This is a genomic window from Paraflavitalea devenefica (genome assembly GCF_011759375.1).
Lineage (GTDB): Bacteria > Bacteroidota > Bacteroidia > Chitinophagales > Chitinophagaceae > Paraflavitalea > Paraflavitalea devenefica.
On sequence record NZ_JAARML010000004.1, the window covers coordinates 839,183 to 855,357 of the forward strand.

At 42.8% G+C, this 16,175-nt stretch carries 12 protein-coding genes and 1 CRISPR repeat array; of the genes, 6 read left to right on the top strand and 6 right to left on the bottom strand.

What is annotated here, in order from left to right:
- Nucleotide 1: 1 nt before the first annotated feature.
- Together HB364_RS24940 and HB364_RS24945 are read right to left on the bottom strand one after the other, a co-directional pair.
- Complete coding sequence (locus tag HB364_RS24940) at nt 2-1,468, bottom strand: hypothetical protein (RefSeq protein ID WP_167291043.1); 1,467 nt, start codon at nt 1,466-1,468, stop codon at nt 2-4.
- 470 nt (nt 1,469-1,938) lie between these two features.
- Nucleotides 1,939-2,751 (bottom strand): hypothetical protein, encoded by an 813-nt coding sequence (locus HB364_RS24945; protein WP_167291044.1) that lies wholly within the window; start codon nt 2,749-2,751, stop codon nt 1,939-1,941.
- A gap of 571 nt (nt 2,752-3,322) precedes the next feature.
- Here HB364_RS24945 and HB364_RS24950 point away from each other — a divergent pair.
- Nucleotides 3,323-3,805: a hypothetical protein gene (locus HB364_RS24950; RefSeq protein ID WP_167291045.1), complete on the top strand. Its 483-nt coding sequence runs from the start codon at nt 3,323-3,325 to the stop codon at nt 3,803-3,805.
- Nucleotides 3,806-3,833: 28 nt separating this feature from the next.
- On the opposite strand, the gene HB364_RS24955 is transcribed toward HB364_RS24950, so the two are convergent.
- The 4 genes from HB364_RS24955 to HB364_RS24970 all read right to left on the bottom strand — a co-directional run bounded on the left by HB364_RS24955 (nt 3,834) and on the right by HB364_RS24970 (nt 7,022).
- Nucleotides 3,834-4,946 carry a hypothetical protein gene (locus tag HB364_RS24955; RefSeq protein ID WP_167291046.1) on the bottom strand — a complete coding sequence of 371 codons (1,113 nt, stop codon included), beginning with the start codon at nt 4,944-4,946 and terminating at the stop codon, nt 3,834-3,836.
- Between the two features lie 2 nt (nt 4,947-4,948).
- On the bottom strand, nt 4,949-5,686 hold the full coding sequence (locus HB364_RS24960; RefSeq protein WP_167291047.1) for a hypothetical protein: 738 nt from the start codon (nt 5,684-5,686) through the stop codon (nt 4,949-4,951).
- On the bottom strand, nt 5,664-6,218 hold the full coding sequence (locus HB364_RS24965; protein ID WP_167291048.1) for an RNA polymerase sigma factor: 555 nt from the start codon (nt 6,216-6,218) through the stop codon (nt 5,664-5,666). Before HB364_RS24965 ends, HB364_RS24960 begins: the two co-directional genes overlap by 23 nt.
- A gap of 510 nt (nt 6,219-6,728) precedes the next feature.
- The gene (locus HB364_RS24970) at nt 6,729-7,022 is read right to left on the bottom strand and encodes a hypothetical protein (RefSeq protein ID WP_167291049.1); all 294 of its coding nucleotides are present in this window, start codon (nt 7,020-7,022) and stop codon (nt 6,729-6,731) included.
- A gap of 432 nt (nt 7,023-7,454) precedes the next feature.
- Between HB364_RS24970 and HB364_RS24975 the strand changes: the two genes are divergently transcribed.
- The 5 genes from HB364_RS24975 to HB364_RS24995 all read left to right on the top strand — a co-directional run bounded on the left by HB364_RS24975 (nt 7,455) and on the right by HB364_RS24995 (nt 15,036).
- Nucleotides 7,455-8,249 (top strand): type I restriction enzyme HsdR N-terminal domain-containing protein, encoded by a 795-nt coding sequence (locus tag HB364_RS24975; RefSeq protein WP_167291050.1) that lies wholly within the window; start codon nt 7,455-7,457, stop codon nt 8,247-8,249.
- 110 nt (nt 8,250-8,359) lie between these two features.
- Nucleotides 8,360-12,601 (top strand): type II CRISPR RNA-guided endonuclease Cas9, encoded by a 4,242-nt coding sequence (gene cas9, locus HB364_RS24980; RefSeq protein WP_167291051.1) that lies wholly within the window; start codon nt 8,360-8,362, stop codon nt 12,599-12,601.
- Nucleotides 12,602-12,689: 88 nt separating this feature from the next.
- A complete protein-coding gene (gene cas1, locus HB364_RS24985) occupies nt 12,690-13,586 on the top strand; it encodes a type II CRISPR-associated endonuclease Cas1 (RefSeq protein WP_167291052.1) in 897 nt (298 codons plus the stop codon).
- The gene (cas2, locus tag HB364_RS24990; protein ID WP_167291053.1) at nt 13,583-13,963 is read left to right on the top strand and encodes a CRISPR-associated endonuclease Cas2; all 381 of its coding nucleotides are present in this window, start codon (nt 13,583-13,585) and stop codon (nt 13,961-13,963) included. The genes cas1 and cas2 overlap by 4 nt, the downstream gene beginning before the upstream one ends.
- 422 nt (nt 13,964-14,385) lie before the next feature.
- Complete coding sequence (locus tag HB364_RS24995; protein WP_167291054.1) at nt 14,386-15,036, top strand: hypothetical protein; 651 nt, start codon at nt 14,386-14,388, stop codon at nt 15,034-15,036.
- A gap of 145 nt (nt 15,037-15,181) precedes the next feature.
- Nucleotides 15,182-15,999: a CRISPR direct-repeat array (repeat unit 47 nt; unit sequence GTTGTGTGTAGCCCTAAGCTACTGATAATTTGAAAGCAAATCACAAC).
- The last annotated feature ends 176 nt before the right edge of the window (nt 16,000-16,175 follow it).

Here is a 16,175-nt window from a genome sequence, read left to right on the forward strand (position 1 = left end):
TTTAAAAGGTGTACCCCATGCGGAACTTAACCGGCTCCGTAGCGGGGAGTTTATATTGATACAGGAAGTCATAGTATACTTGCAGGCGGTATTTTTTAAAGGTTTTCATTTTAACAGGAACAATCTTAGTGAGGCCCAGGAGGCCAGCCTGTTTCCAGTGATCTATTTTTTGTAGTTCCCTGACAACTACGACAGGTTGCTGGTAATGGTATTCCCAGCCGCCGGACAGCCACCAGTTGCCTTTTATTTTATAATCGAGGAAGGAGCGCAAGGAGATACCCTGCCCTGTTACGTCTATATTGTTCCAACCCTTACCCCAGCCTATTTTACCACCAGCGCCGATGCCAACGATGCTTTTATCATTGAGGCGATAGCCTGCACTCAACGCTATATCAGAGGTGGCCGGAAAGAGGTAGCTGGATTTTGTAGTTTGTATGTTGGTACCGAGTTCTATTCTTTTCAGGAATGACTTTACTTTCTGGTGATTGGGTTTGAAGCCGGGTAGGGCCTCCCCCCCACCCTCCCGCTGTTGCGGGACAAGCTCTCCGGTGGAGGGGGAATTAAGCAGACTTTCATTCAATGAATTTAACTGGGTCGGAGCAGGCAGGTTATTTTGCAACTGTGCCTGCAGGTTGAGGTTGCCGCTGTTGTTGGCCTGGAGGAATTGGTTTAAGGCGTCTCTTGTTTGCAGGCTGCTGTTGGCCGCCATGGGATTGGTATTGCCGGGCAACTGGAATACGGCGCCGAGGCCGGAGTACTGATCAAAGAACTGCCTGAACTGTGGTATTTTACAAAGGAGGCTGGCCAGTTTTTGCTCAAGGACGGAAGGATCTTCCCATAGTTGCTTGCAGGCGTCCATCTGCGCCTGGTAATAGTATAGGTGCTTTCGTAGTTGTTGTAAACCGGGCAATTGCCATTGCTGTAATTGTTGCTGCAGCATTTGCTGTCTTTCGGCGAGCAGTTGCTTAACAACATCTGCATTGTTAAGCACCCCTTGCAATTCGCTGTATTTGGTAAGCAGCTCTTTTACCTGCTGTGCGCTTTGGGCAGACTGGCCAATGACGCCGGTCTTGTCCAGGAATTGTACGGCTGTTGTTAAGGAGTCGAGCCGCGGGCTATAGTTATTTGTGAATGCGTTGTTGTTATTACCAGCGCTTTGCTGTATCCTGTTGCTGAACTGTTGGTATATACTGTCTGTGTTACCAAATATCTTATTGGCAGCGGCACTATCTTTGCGGGCCAATTTCTTTTTCAGGGCCTTTTCGCTACGGGCGAGTTGCCGGCAATATTTTTCTGTTTGCTTCAGTATGTTTTGCTGCACTTTATTTACGCGGCCCGTCAACCCATCGAGGAGTTTACCCGGCAGGCGGTACACGCGATCGTATACCGATGGCTGGCTTTCCTGTGCATACGTTGCCGTGAAGCATAAGAGCAGCAAACAAGCTATGTAATAGGCTTTGGTGTTCACAGTTAGTTTTGGTTGGTCACTTTATGTTATTGACACGGATGGTGATGGATAGTACCATCTTATGGGTGTTAAGAAAATATTACGCCCTGTTCTTATTGTTATTGCTCATAAACGCAGGCAGGCATAGGCAAACGAATCCCTGCGGAGCGGTATGGCTCCGAAAAAGAAAGCGTTATGATATAACCCCTGTTATATCATCCTGTATTGATCATGCATTGATCAATATACAATAAGCTTTGGGGGAAATATAGTACTGACTGATGGAGGTCCACAAGTAAAGCGGACAAGGCTTGCAGGACAAGGCATGTGTGTTGGTTTTGGTTGGTTGTTCAATAATACCTGTAAAGATTATTGTGCCGAAAGTTTAGCAGCAGTATTCAAGGGTTAAAGATAATAGTGAATGTGATCGTATTTTAAATGTACAATGTTCTTTGCGAGAATTTAAACTTATCAAGCATTAATTGTAAAAATTACAGGTATTTGGGTAAAATGGGAGGGGAATGGATTCCTGTTTCTCCAAGTGCAGCAGCGTGATGAATGACAGCAAAGTTTTCTCCAGTATAGAGCGTTCCTTCAGCGGTTATGTGCCAGGTGCTGAGGGTTGCTGGTTTCAGGTTACTGGTTGCTGGTTCTTTAGGTGTAACGGCGTGATTGATTCCCGGTTCTTCCCGTGCAACAGTAATACTGTCAGCAGGCTTCTCCGAAGAGCAGGAGGAGAGTTCGGTTGCTAATCTTTTCTTTTCTTCGAGCTTTTTGATCCAGGCTTCTTTTGCTTCACAGGCTTTGCGTTCTTTTTCTGCTTTGATGAGTTCCGGATATTTGGGTTTGCCGTATTTATCACGCTTGCGCATCATGGCTTCGAGGGATACTACCCTTCTCTTCCTGATCTTTTTTGGTTTGGGCTGGAAGATGGGATTGTTGGGATCAACTGCTTTTATTTGTTCCCAGTATTCCACGTAACATTTCCAAAGTATCTGTTTTACCTGTTCATCCGTATAAGGATTCTTTTTCAAGAGTGTAAATGCTTCACCGGTAAAGGAGCGGTACATCCAGAACTGGCGCCAGCCGGGTGGCAGGGCTTTGTAGATCTGTGAGCCGATCTTTGAGGCGCGGGCCAGCAGGCTGGCATAGGCCATCGTCCACTTGAATTCATCACTGGTTTTGACCCGCTCACTGGTGAGGGAGCTTTGGGCACGGGCGTAATACTGCCCGTCCATTTTATAGAAGGTGATGCCATGCATGGTGCCTTCAAAGCGGCAGAGTCCGGCGATTTGTTTTGCCATAGATTTGGATTATATGTATAAATTTATGCATATTTATTGTCCGAACCAAGATTTGGGGGATTAATGGGATTTATGGGATTGGGAGGAGAGACCGGGCGCGGTTTTGGGGCTAAAAGCCCCGTAATAGGCCTTCGAGGCTAAAAGCCTCGAAGAGCTGCGGCACTAAGGGTTTGGAGGGCACAAGTACTCTTCCGCACAGCGCCAGGCGGCCTACTTGCGCCAGTTTGAAGAATAGTAAAGTAATTGATTGTAAAACAGTTGAACGTTTACCCAGATGTTTATGCGGGAGATGTGACGAGGTTGCGATTTTAGTAAAATGCGCCTTTAATATATCGTTGGGTTAAGGTTGGTATAGCTTTGCTATTTAGTACCCATTTAGTATCCCCTTACTATCCCAGGCGGAGGAGCGGGAAAGGACGCCATGCTGTATTTACTAAATTATTATATCTGAAAAGTAATATTGCCGGACCGGAAAGCTTGTGCAACTTTATTTTACCTAAGTGGTTATACAGGAAATCCTTTATTGCATTTTCCCGTATATCCTTATAGGGCTATAAAAATGCTCAGCGGCATGGAAGCGTATATTACTTACCTTTTGGCAGACATCCTGGAAGCCGAACGTCAGGGGCAACCCGCCTCCCCTTCTATTTACCCGGAGGTGGTAGAAGATTATGCGGAAGATGCTGAGCGATGGCCGGAGAGTGATCCTGTTTATACTTTTGGATATTATTGCGGATTATCGCCGGAGCAATTCCCTCCTGCTCATTTATTGTCCAGCCAGCAAATGGAAAAGCTGTGCGACGCTTTCGGCAAGATGATGTTCACCTGGAACCTGGATACAGATATCCCGGATGATGTGCCGGTCAGCAAAAAATATCAACTGCTGGTAAGTACACTGGATATTAAAACGGATATTAACAATAGTAGTCTGACCACTTTTGAGCTATGCAGTTATGATCCTCCCTCCTGCCCCATGGGCGAATACTGCACGTGTAAGGAGTTCCTGACTGATGATGCCCTGGAAAATATTGATGATTATTTGTATGGTGAGTAATGGGATCTTCTGCTGAGCGCCACCTATCTTATTGAATAAACAAATTTAGCTTTAAAGAAGTAGCTCCGTTAATCAACTCCGGCTCAAGCGCCACGTTATGGAAGCGCAACCCCGGCAGGGTTATCTTAAAGGTAACTTTGTCAAAGAATTCACTGTTTCTTTGCACCAGGTATCCAATGGCTACACTGTTTGAAATGGCCAGGCGTGAAGGATCCGTCTTCGACGAAGTCCCAAATGTATACCGCCCACAAATAAAGGTGTTGCTCTCTATCAACCCCTTACCGGTGGCAACGTTCCGCGTGTACAAAGGATAGGCATCCACATACAGTGCTACGGACCACCATTTCCGTTGATTCATCATTCGCCTCATCTCCACCCCACCTGCAACAGAAGGTATCCAGCTATCATACACATATTGAAGGCCAAAAGTAGAATAAAGCGAAAGGAAGGTGCCATTCCCTGTTAGCAGGCCCTCCTTCTTCTGAGGAGCAACCCGTTTCTGCTCTTTCAGATTATACCAGGCATCCATGCGCAGGGCAGGATTGGTATTTTTTGCATAGCCAGACTTCCGCACATCCTCCCACACGAGGCTGGTAGCTGCCTGCAACTCACCATCCGGCAGGGATTCTATATCTGTAATGTTATTCAATACCAGCATAATAAAATAAGGTATGGCTGTAGTATCTCCTTTCCTGCGCCTGGCCGGTGGCGGGGTTAGCTGCTTAATCCGTAAAGTGTCCTGTGCCGTTTTGAGTTGCAGAATTTCATTGCCTGTTATGCTGTACATGCTTCCGTTTTGATGATATTCGGTTATTCTTATCCGCTCATCTAACCCGGTGGTGTAATAGTCTACCCGGCGGCTTACCAGTGGTTTGGAAAGACTGTCGCGGAAGGGAGCCAACGCGGTCCAAATAGCTTTTACGAGCGAATCGGTGTTGGGCACAGCAGCCACCTGTGCAAGATTGGTAAACTCAAATATGATCTTGTTCCCCGCTTTCAGGTCAATTACAGCACGCAGGGGCAGTTCACCTGGGGGAGGCGTGTTGAAGTGTGCTTCCATGTTTGATTTAGTGGTCTGGGCATAGAGATCCTGTGTGGCGCTTGCCAGTGCAAGCACCATGATCCATACAATTTGTTTCATATTTACTCTTTGGTGATTTGAACGGATTTTAAAAAACTTCGTGGCGGAGCTCCTACGAAAAGTGTGTTTTCGTTGAGTATTATATCGTTTGCAGCATTTTTGGGCGAAAACCGGAAGGAAGACAGCAGTGGCTTTTTCTTCACCACCTGTTGCGCTGTTATGGCATCATTCCTGTTATTATCCAGTTCATTGATATGCGCAATACCAAACCTCGGCTTCCTTACTGTTTTTGTCACCAGCAAACTGTCTACAGCCAGTGGCATAGCAGTAAGCTGTTGGTTATTGCTATCCGTTACAGCAGCCATAGCCTTGTTGGCGCTAATAAGCTCTACCACCATACTGTCCTGCTTCACCGGATTACCGGTTGTGGTATGAGCAGCACCGGGCCGTTTTACAACAGTGTTTGCAGACTGCTGTACCGGAGTTTCTGGCAGGATGGCTTTTTGCGTGGTATCGCGACCTATTGTTGTGCTACTTTGGTTCGAAACAGGCATCTTTTTCTCTGATACCGGGGGTTCCACTTTTTTATCATTCAGCCACCACCAGCCAGCCAAGAGTAATAATACAGCCGCAGCAGCCCCATACAGCCAGCCCATGGGCTTGCGTTTCTTTTGCTTTTCCTTTAAACGGGTTTCTACCTGCTCCCATACGAGGGCCTGGCGGAACCGGAAGCTATCGGGCACCTGGCACAATTTATCGAGCTGCTCCCGTATACTGCTATCTTGCTTTCCGGGTTCCATAAGCGGCATTGTTTTTAATAAGCAATTGTTGTAATACTAACCTGGCCTTGCTCAACTGTGATTTGGAAGTTCCCTCGCTGATGCCCAGTAGTGCGGCAATTTCGCGGTGTGTCATCTCTTCCAGTACGAACAGGTTAAACACTGTTCGATAGCCCACCGGTAGTTCTGTTATCAATTGTATGATCTCTGCGGCCTCCAGGCGATCCAGCATGTTATCATCGCCGGCTATCTCGGGTATTTCATCCATGGTCACCTGCAAAAAGCTATTGGCGCTACGCAGTTCCATCAGGCATTCATTGATCACAATCTTTTTAAGCCAGGCAAAGGTGGCCCTTTCATTCACATAGGTAAACTGGTGTAGCGACCGGAAGAATTTCAGAAAACCGTTCATGAGCATTTCCTCGGCCAGTTCGTCGGTCTTTACATAACGCCTGCATACCAGGAAAAGCCGTGCGGCATATTGCTCGTACAGGGCCTGCTGGGCAGTACGGTTATTCTGTTGGCATTTCCTGAGCAGTGTTTCCAGTTCCATGTTTAGGCGTGGCTTACGAATATAAATGCAATCCACGACGAAAGGGTTGCCCGGAGGAAAAAGAAGTTTATTATAGGTATGTTGTCGAGATTTACTGTTCTTCCGTAGTAGTATACCTGAAGTTTATTCTTTATGTGTGTGGAAGCCGGAGCCGGATAACAAAAGGATGAGCAACCTACTGCTATTGGTCTGCACAGGTTGCTCACCCCAATTATAGTGGTTTTTCAATATTATTTTATTTGTTAATCATCAAAATCCTGGTTGTCTTCCCTGCGTTTTTGATTGCGCTGCTGTGTAGCAGGTTGTTTTTTCATCTATCGATAAATGGCTAAAAAACGATGCCAGGAAACGCTTCTGTTTATGCGCTTTGTGGCATAGGATAATTTTCCACACTGTGGAGGGGATATTTTATACATTAAAAAAAACCGGAAGCCATGCTTAGCGGCTCCCGGTTCCTGTAACCCGGCGTATTATCACCGGCGTTGTTCATAGGAGTATTGTGTACCGCTTTTAAGAGCGGGAACCGGCCAGATGGTCATCGATGGCTTGTCCCACGATGCGGCTTAATTCACTTTCTTTTTGTGTATCCATGTGAACCCATACTTTTTCACCCTGCATTTCACGTTGCTGAATTTTTATTTCAGGCAGTGCATCCCGTGGTTGATCGGAATGAGTGGTGAAGCGTATGTTGCTGACGGTATAGTAAGGGGAAGATTGATGAAGGGTTGCATCTCCTGTGAGTTCAATAGAGAAACTTTTCCCTTTGAACGGATACTTAAAGTTAATCCTAAATGATTGGTTCATAGCCATGCTTTTGGTTAATAATGCTGTTCTCTCGAAAAGACACTATTCAATGCCCGTGCCAATAGTGACGTGCGGTATGTAGGAAGGGCCACTTTATCATTGACTACCAGGAGGTTGGAGGGATGTTATTTTTGCAAGTTGTTAACAAGTTGACGATACGGGTTCCCGTAAAAAAGCCGGTTGGAGGGGGGCTATTTTTGAAGTGTCAAAAGAGGTGGGTGGCCATTTTTCTTGCCATTCAATGACATTATCAAAGAAATCGTCTCGCCTCATTAAAAAAATTTAAAGACTGGCCGGGACAAATGGCCTTTAAATCCGTTCCTATAAGTGGGGAATACCCGTATCCGGTCAAAATGTACAGTGTTGTTGGAAGTCTGGTGTATTATTTATTATTTTATGTAGTCTCACATTTTTAACCCTTAACGACTGCTTATGCTAACGCTTGCTAAGAAAAGCAGGATGCTGCTTGCTTTGAAATCCTACAAAAAACAATTTCTTAACCGCGACCTTACTGAATTAGATGAATCCGGTACCCGTTTAATGATCAACAGCTTCCTTTGTGATGTGCTGGGCTACCTCCCTATTGAAGAGATTAAGACCGAGTACATGATCAAAGGCACCTATGCAGATTATGTGATCCAGATAGGCGGTATCCGTCATTTCCTGGTGGAGGTAAAGGCTTTGTCTTTACAGTTATCGGAAAAGCACCTGCGTCAGACCATTAATTATGGCGCTAATGAAGGTATTGAATGGGCCTTGCTGACCAATGGTAAGCATTTCGACTTTTATAAGATCCTTTTTAATAAACCGATTGAGTCCAGGAAGATATTTTCCGTAGACCTGACCGATGCTTCCACCCTGAAACATGATATTGAGCACCTGCAGTACCTGCATAAGGAAGCGATTATGAAGAAGGGCCTGAAGCAGTTATGGAATAAATGTGAAGCGCTTGACCCGCTGAATGTGGCTGGCATTATTTATAGTAAGGAAGTGGTGGGTGTGCTGAAGAAACTCATCCGGAATAAGTATGGCGAGAAGTGCGAAGAGGCTGATATTATCAAGTCGCTGAACAGGATCGTCCTGGAAAAGATTGATCCAGCACTGATTAAGGTGCACCGGAGTGGTAAACCCGATCGGAAAGGTAAGAAAGTGGCAGCAGTGGTTGAGGAGCCATTGGTGGAGGTGCCGGGGGGTGTTAATAATGGACAGGAGGCAGTGCTGGAGTGAGCAATAAAAAGCCCCACGTTGTGCGCGGGGCTTAAGAAATTCTTCGGCTTATAGCCTTGTTGTGATTTGCGATACAATAATATAATTTAATACTTAACTCCCCAAATAAGATGACAAATATTTTAGGGATAGATTTAGGAACAAACTCAATTGGTTGGGCAATAAGAGACTTAAATAGCGATACTGATGATCAAATCGTAGATTATGGTGTCATCGTTTTCAAAAAAGGAGTTGGGGAAGGAAAATCGGGAGAATTTTCTTTAGCAGCAGAAAGAAGGGTTAACAGGAGCAAACGCAGGCTATATAATGCTAAAAGATATCGTAAGTGGGCCACTTTATTGGAATTGTTAAGAAATGGAATGTGTCCTATTACTGAAGAAGAATTAAGGCTTTGGAGTATTGGCAACTGGCAGAATGGAAAAAACAAGGGAAGAATCTATCCAACTTCTCCGGATTTTACCGCTTGGCTGGCAATGGATTTTGAACGAATTGGAAAAAATATTGATCCAGATGTAAAACTTAAGCCAGCATATGCTAACACCTATATGTTACGATCAGATTTAATAGAGAATGTCAATGAATCTGATCCCTTAAGATTATATAAAATCGGGCGCTCCTTTTATCATTTGGTTCAGCGAAGAGGATTTAAAACCAGTAGGAAAAGTGGGACCACTTCTTATGCCAATAATGAGTTGTTTAAGAAATTCAAAGAAACATATCCTGATAAGTCTGATTGGAAACCATCTCAAATCTATTTATATATTCAATCAGGAAAAGATCCCGATCCCGAATTAAGAAAGAACAGGATCCGGAACAATGCAGTTATTCAAAGAGGTCTAAATGAAGATGAGTTCTTTAGCATTTGCAAAAAACAAAATATCGGTCAGGACTTAGCCAACAAAATACATAAAGCAATTTATTTTGTACGGCCATTACGTTCTCAAAAAGGATTGGTGGGCAAATGTACCCTGGAGAAAGATAAAACTCGGATTCCCCTAAGCCATCCTGCTTTTGAGGAGTTCAGAGCATTGGCTTTCATCAATAACCTGCATTGGCGGGAAGCACATACAAGAAAACACTTTGAGCCTATTCCCATTAGCGTAAAGAAACAAATTTTAGAGCAACTATTCTTTAGAAGATTGGAGAAAGGCAAGAATAAAGGTAAGGTAAGCGAAAGTGGCACTTTATCTTTTGATGACATTATTAACGCTTTTTCGGGAAATGGCAAATGGGAATTTAATTTTAAAAATAAGCCTATTATCTCAACCTGTCCTTTTATTGCGGGTCTGATGAATCTATTCGACAACGAATGGAAAACCAAGTTCATTACAGATGAAGACAGGTTCGGCATTGATTGGAGCGGTTTGTCATTGGCTTATAATCTAAAATATAATGGTGAAATTGTAAAAGAAAGAAAGTTAAACTATGAGGGAATATGGCACCTGCTTTATGACTTCATACAAACAAAAGATGATGAAAAAGGGTTAGCCGATTTCTGCAAAGGGGTTCTAGGCTGGGACGAAGAAAGATCAAGTAATTTTATTGAAATAACTGTTGAACAAGGCTATAGCTCCCTTAGTAAGAACTCGATTGATAAAATAATTCCGTTCCTACAACAGGGTTTTATTTACTCAGAAGCAGTATCATTTGCCAATCTCTCAAAAGTATTGGGTAAAGAATTCTTTCAGGCCAACCAAACAGATATTACATCAAAGGTTGCAGCGACAATTAAAAAGGCAGATACCATTAAAGAAAAATTGAATATTGTAAACAGTTTAATACAGGAATACTTCGCAGATAATAATTCAACCAGAGCAAAAGGCGTAGATGATCACATAAAGGAAATGGCTTATGAGGAAGTAGAGAAAAAATTAAGTAACTATTTTGGTAAAAGTAACTGGAATGATAAAACAGAGGATGAAAAGAAAGAATATTTTGATTTCATTTTGAATAAATATTTAACCTTCCTCGATGGAAATCAAATAAAAGACGAAAAGGCCTCAGCCGGAATAAATAAGAATCCCGAAATTGATTATTACAAAATCCCACGTTTAGATGAAGCTATCAAACAAGTACTCCGGGAAAAGTTTAATGCAACTGAAATTGGGTTAAAAAAAATGTACCATCCATCTGACATTGATATCTATCCAAAAGCAAAGGGTAACCGTTTAGGGGATCCCAATCCTCCAAGTAAGGGTTGGAAAAATCCAATGGCAATGCGTACGATGTATGAATTACGCAAACTCGTTAATTATCTTTTAGAAGCGGGCAAGATAAGTAGTGAAACAAAGATTGTAATAGAAATGTCGCGGGAACTAAATGATGCAAACAAGCGCTGGGCAATACAAACCCATCAACGATACAGAGAAGAAGAAAACAAAGAATTTGCTAAAGCGATTATTGGAGTAGCCAAAGACAAGTATCCTAATCTGAATGAAAATGATGCAACTAATATTGATAAAGTAAGGTTATGGTGGGAACAGTTGGACAATGGCGAGGAAGTTTATAAAACGATTAAAACACTAAAGGAGGATGTAGAAAAATATCGTCTTTGGAAAGAACAAGGTTGTCAATGTCTTTATACTGGAAAGATCATAAGGTTAACAGATCTGTTTGATGGAACTTCGTATGATTTTGAACATACTTTACCTTTGAGCCAATCATTCGATAATTCTTTAGCAAACCTCACAATATGCGATGCCGAATATAATAGGAAGGTAAAGAAAAATAGGATGCCCACTCAATTACCCAACTATGAAGTTGATAGCAACGGATATAAAGCAATTGCACCCATGATTGAAAGCTGGATCAAAAAAGTGGACTCACTTAAGGAAAGAATTGAGAAAAATAAATCCGATACAAAAAAAGCGATAAGGGCAGGCAATATCGAATATAAAAACGATTTGGTTAAAAAAAGACATTTATTACAATTTGATCATGACTATTGGGATAAGAAAGTAAAAACATTCACCCTAACGGAAATGCCAAATTGGTGGAAGAACAGCCAATTAGTAGATACTCAAATCATTTCAAAATATGCAAGGGCCTATTTAAAGAGTTTGTTTTATAAAGTAGAGGTACAAAAAGGAATCATCACCGCAGAATTTAGAAAAATATACGGTATCATGGGTGAAGAAAAGAAGGACAGAAGCAAACATAGCCACCATGCAAAAGACGCTGCCGTACTTACGTTAATACCCGGTTCTGCCAAAAAAGAAGATATTTTAAAAAGATATTATTCAGCAATTGAAAAAAGAGTACAATATCAAGAAAAGCCATATCCAAATTATGAGATGAGCCATGTGCAAAAAATAGAACAAGCTATTTTGATTAATCATGTTACAAAAGACCAGGCACTCACAAAAACCATAAAGAATGTCAGGCAAAGAGGAAAAATAATTCTTACGAAAGACAAAAATGGTAAAAAAATAACGATGGTTGCCCAGGGGGATAGCATAAGAGGTCAGCTACACGAAGAAACATTTCTCGGCGCTATTAAGGTCCCTGAAAGAAACAAGGACGGTTTTGCTCTTAAAGAAAATGGGCATTATTTGTTAAAACAAAAAAATGATCAGGATGAAATTTGGATAGTGGCCAGGAAAGCTATTGAAAAAATAAATATTGAAAAAGATATAATTGTAGATGAGCTCTTACAAAAATATATAAAAAAGCAAATCGAAAACGGAATAAGGATAAATGAAATTACGGATTTTAACAACAAAATAATTAGGCATATCCGATGCCGGGTCAAGGTTGGAGTAGGTTTTATGTCAAAAGAAAAAGCTATTGAACTAAAAAAGCATTCGCATCCTTCAAAGCATCTGCATAAACAGTCAATACTTGCAAAAAATGATTCAAATTACCTATATCTAGTTTACGAGTTACAAAAAGGCAATAAACTGATGCGTGCAGACAGAATTATCAATTTATTCGAGATAGCTTCGCTTAAGTCATTTGTTAATTTAAACTCCCACCTCGACATTTATAAAGAGAAAGAATTTAATATACTCCTGAAAGGCAAAGATGAACTTACATTAAAATACATTATACGAGTTGGAGACAGGATAATTTTTTTTAACGAAACTAAAAATGAATTAAAAGATTTATCGACTATTGAAATTAATTCCAGAATATTTAAGGTTAATAAATTCAATGAGCAAGGTACCGCTTACCTATATGTGCAGAATCATTTGGAAGCCAGGCCAGATAGCGAATTAGAGGAGGAGGAAGTAATTTTTAACATGACTAAATACCAATCAAGACTAAAACTTAAGGTAAACAAACTTAATTGTGTTGTGGAAAACTATGACTTTAAAATAAAAGGAGATGGTAAAATAGAATGGCTTTTTTAAAATCAATCTTTGCCGCATCCTTTTTAAATAAAGAGTTACACAATAAATCGCAGACCTTTTTGTTTATATATGTTCTAAACCAATACCCATGATAAAGCGAACGCTTTATTTCGGTAATCCTGCATACCTCAAAACAGCCAATGAACAGTTGGTAATTGAGATGCACGATAGCGGAGAGACCAAAGCAGCGCCTATAGAAGATATTGGTATTTTGATACTTGACCACCAACAGATAACCATTACCCAAGCATTACTAGCCAAACTATTAGCCAACAATACAGCCGTTATTACCTGCGACCATACCCACCACCCTACCGGCTTGATGCTGAACCTCGACGGCAATACTTTGCAAAGCCAGCATTTCCAGGCACAACTGGAAGCATCTGCCCCTCTTAAAAAACAGCTTTGGCAACAAACCGTGGCTGCCAAAATACAGAACCAGGCAGCTATACTGGCTATACAAAGAGAAGAAAATAAGCTGCTGCTAAACTATGCTGCCAACGTAAAAAGTGGTGACAGTGAAAACCATGAAGCCCAAGCAGCCGCCTATTACTGGAAACGGATCTTCCCGGACTTCCTAGAATTCAGGCGGGAACGGCATGGTCCGCCGCCCAATAACCTGCTGAATTATGGTTATGCCATTCTCCGGGCGTTGGTAGCTCGTAACCTTGTTGCATCCGGTTTATTGCCCACTTTCGGCATCCATCACCGTAATCAATATAACGCTTATTGCCTGGCCGATGATATTATGGAACCTTACCGGCCCTATGTAGATAAGGTAGTATGCCATATTATCCGCGGCAATGGCCGGTTCCTGGAAATGACGCCCACGATGAAAAAGGATCTCTTAGCCATTCCGGCCATGGATGTGATCATTGATGAACAGAAAAGTCCGCTCATGAATGCCGTACAACGCACTACGGCCAGCCTGGTGAAATGTTTTGAAGGAAAAGCACGCAAGCTATTGTATCCTGTATTACAATGAATATACGCTTCTTACGCTCACCCATAGGAGGAGCGGGAGGAGGCTTTGAACGCCTAAATGCCTACCGCATCATGTGGGTTTTAGTATTTTTCGACCTGCCTACCGACACCAAGAAAGACAGGAAGAACTATGCCCTGTTCCGTAAAAAGATACAGGCCGATGGCTTCCAGATGTTCCAGTTCAGCATATACCTGCGGCACTGCAGCAGCAGGGAAAACGCCGACGTGCATATCAAACGGGTAAAAAGCATCCTTCCGCCCAAAGGGCATGTAGGCATTATGTGTGTGACCGACAAGCAATTCGGCATGATGGAAATATTCCGGGGGCATGAATTGGTACAAAACCCGGACACAGTACAGCAGTTGGAGCTATTCTGAAATAACAAGACATCAAAAACAGCAGCCGTACTTTATCGGGGGATCACCCGTACATGAGCCGGGGATAAGCCGGGGATCAACCGTATTAAAGGCGCACTTTCATAAAAATGCTTTACACATAAAATGTCCGCCCTCAATAATCTATTGTAAATCAAACGGACAACCGGCTGAAGCCGACCATCCCACCCACCAAAATCACTCCAACCCTTAGTGCTGGCGCGACCTGTCCTGTTCCGCGAGAAGCATGCAGTTCAGGCAATGTGCGAGAGCGTGCTTGTGCCTTTCCCTTCAATCCCAAAAATCCAATAAATCCCGGTCCAGACAAATTAGACCTGTCATTACCTGTCATTTCCTGACATTTCGGTCATGCTTATACTGTTTACAGTATAAGCCTCCCTAACTTTACCGGTAAATCTGATAACATGGCAAAGCAAGTCGGACCCATATTCCTCGAATGCACCTGGGACGACCTTACCTTCTACAAAATGGATGGGAAATATTATGCCCGTAAAAAGAGCCGCCTCACCCGCGAAAAGGTGCTGAAACATCCCCGTTTTGCGAAGACCAGGCATTATGCTACCCTGTTGGCCTGCGCCTCAAAAATTGCTTCTTCCATTTACAAAGACCTGCCCCTTCACTGGCGGCAGTTCTGGATGTTCCGCGGTTTTACCGGTGAAGCGCTCACCATGCTACATGAATGCTTCACAGCCCAGGACGCCTATGATTACCTGTGGGAGACTTATGTTGAGTACTGGGTCCTTTATCAACAGAAAACTGGCATTCAGCTAAGAACCGGCAGGAAGGACAAACCATTCAGGCGCGGGAAAACCTACAAAACCCGTTTAAAACACCTCACCGAGAACTCAAAATGCCGGCGCTACCTGAAAATACTGGGCAAAAACCACTGGAAGAGCAGCTACGACCATACAGCCGACCGACTGCAGCAGGAAAGAAAACGCCTCGCCCGCCAGGCGCACCTGGAATGGATTGAAGAACAAAGGCTCAAAGGACGATGGAAAGAACAAGAGGAACGATGGCGCATCATGCAGGCATCCAATAAGTTAGTAGCCTGATAGACAAAAATCTCCGGAATCCGCTCCGGAATGCCGCGGCAGCCAAAAGCGGGATAATAGAATTCAAAAAATACCCGGCCAAACGGGATTTTCAATCCTATAAAACGGCTCAAAATCACAACAGGACTGGGTTTTAGCCAATCCTGTTGTGTGTAGCCCTAAGCTACTGATAATTTGAAAGCAAATCACAACTATGCGCTTCCTACGGTAATATCCGAGCAGGTTGTGTGTAGCCCTAAGCTACTGATAATTTGAAAGCAAATCACAACCTGACTATCTCCTGTTTTACGATGAATGGCGTTGTGTGTAGCCCTAAGCTACTGATAATTTGAAAGCAAATCACAACACGGCACGCCCTACATAAATCGGTATGTCAGTTGTGTGTAGCCCTAAGCTACTGATAATTTGAAAGCAAATCACAACACGAAGAGTATTATAACTCCTGCAAAAGAAGTTGTGTGTAGCCCTAAGCTACTGATAATTTGAAAGCAAATCACAACCACAAGGCACGCTGGTGCCAACAGTGATCGGGTTGTGTGTAGCCCTAAGCTACTGATAATTTGAAAGCAAATCACAACTGATCTGCCTTTGGCTCCCCAGGCCGTCACGTTGTGTGTAGCCCTAAGCTACTGATAATTTGAAAGCAAATCACAACATCAGGAGGTGGACAAGCTCTGACCCTTGAGTTGTGTGTAGCCCTAAGCTACTGATAATTTGAAAGCAAATCACAACTGGTCAAGCGACATCTGCTCACTTATTAGGGTTGTGTGTAGCCCTAAGCTACTGATAATTTGAAAGCAAATCACAACAGGGATAATTGCGGAAAGAAATAGAATATAGTTGTGTGTAGCCCTAAGCTACTGATAATTTGAAAGCAAATCACAACCGTCCACACCCTGCCCAGGCTGATTTTATGGTTGTGTGTAGCCCTAAGCTACTGATAATTTGAAAGCAAATCACAACCCCTGGTAGATGACAACTGATCACCATTAGGTTGTGTGTAGCCCTAAGTGTAAATTCTTGGCATGTTGACCCATCATTCCTCGATGTTGACCCACCCCTGATGGTAGGCAATAAAAGAAAGAGCTTGATGCGTGTTAAAAATACAAAGGGTTATTGATTGGCTTTTGATTTTTTTC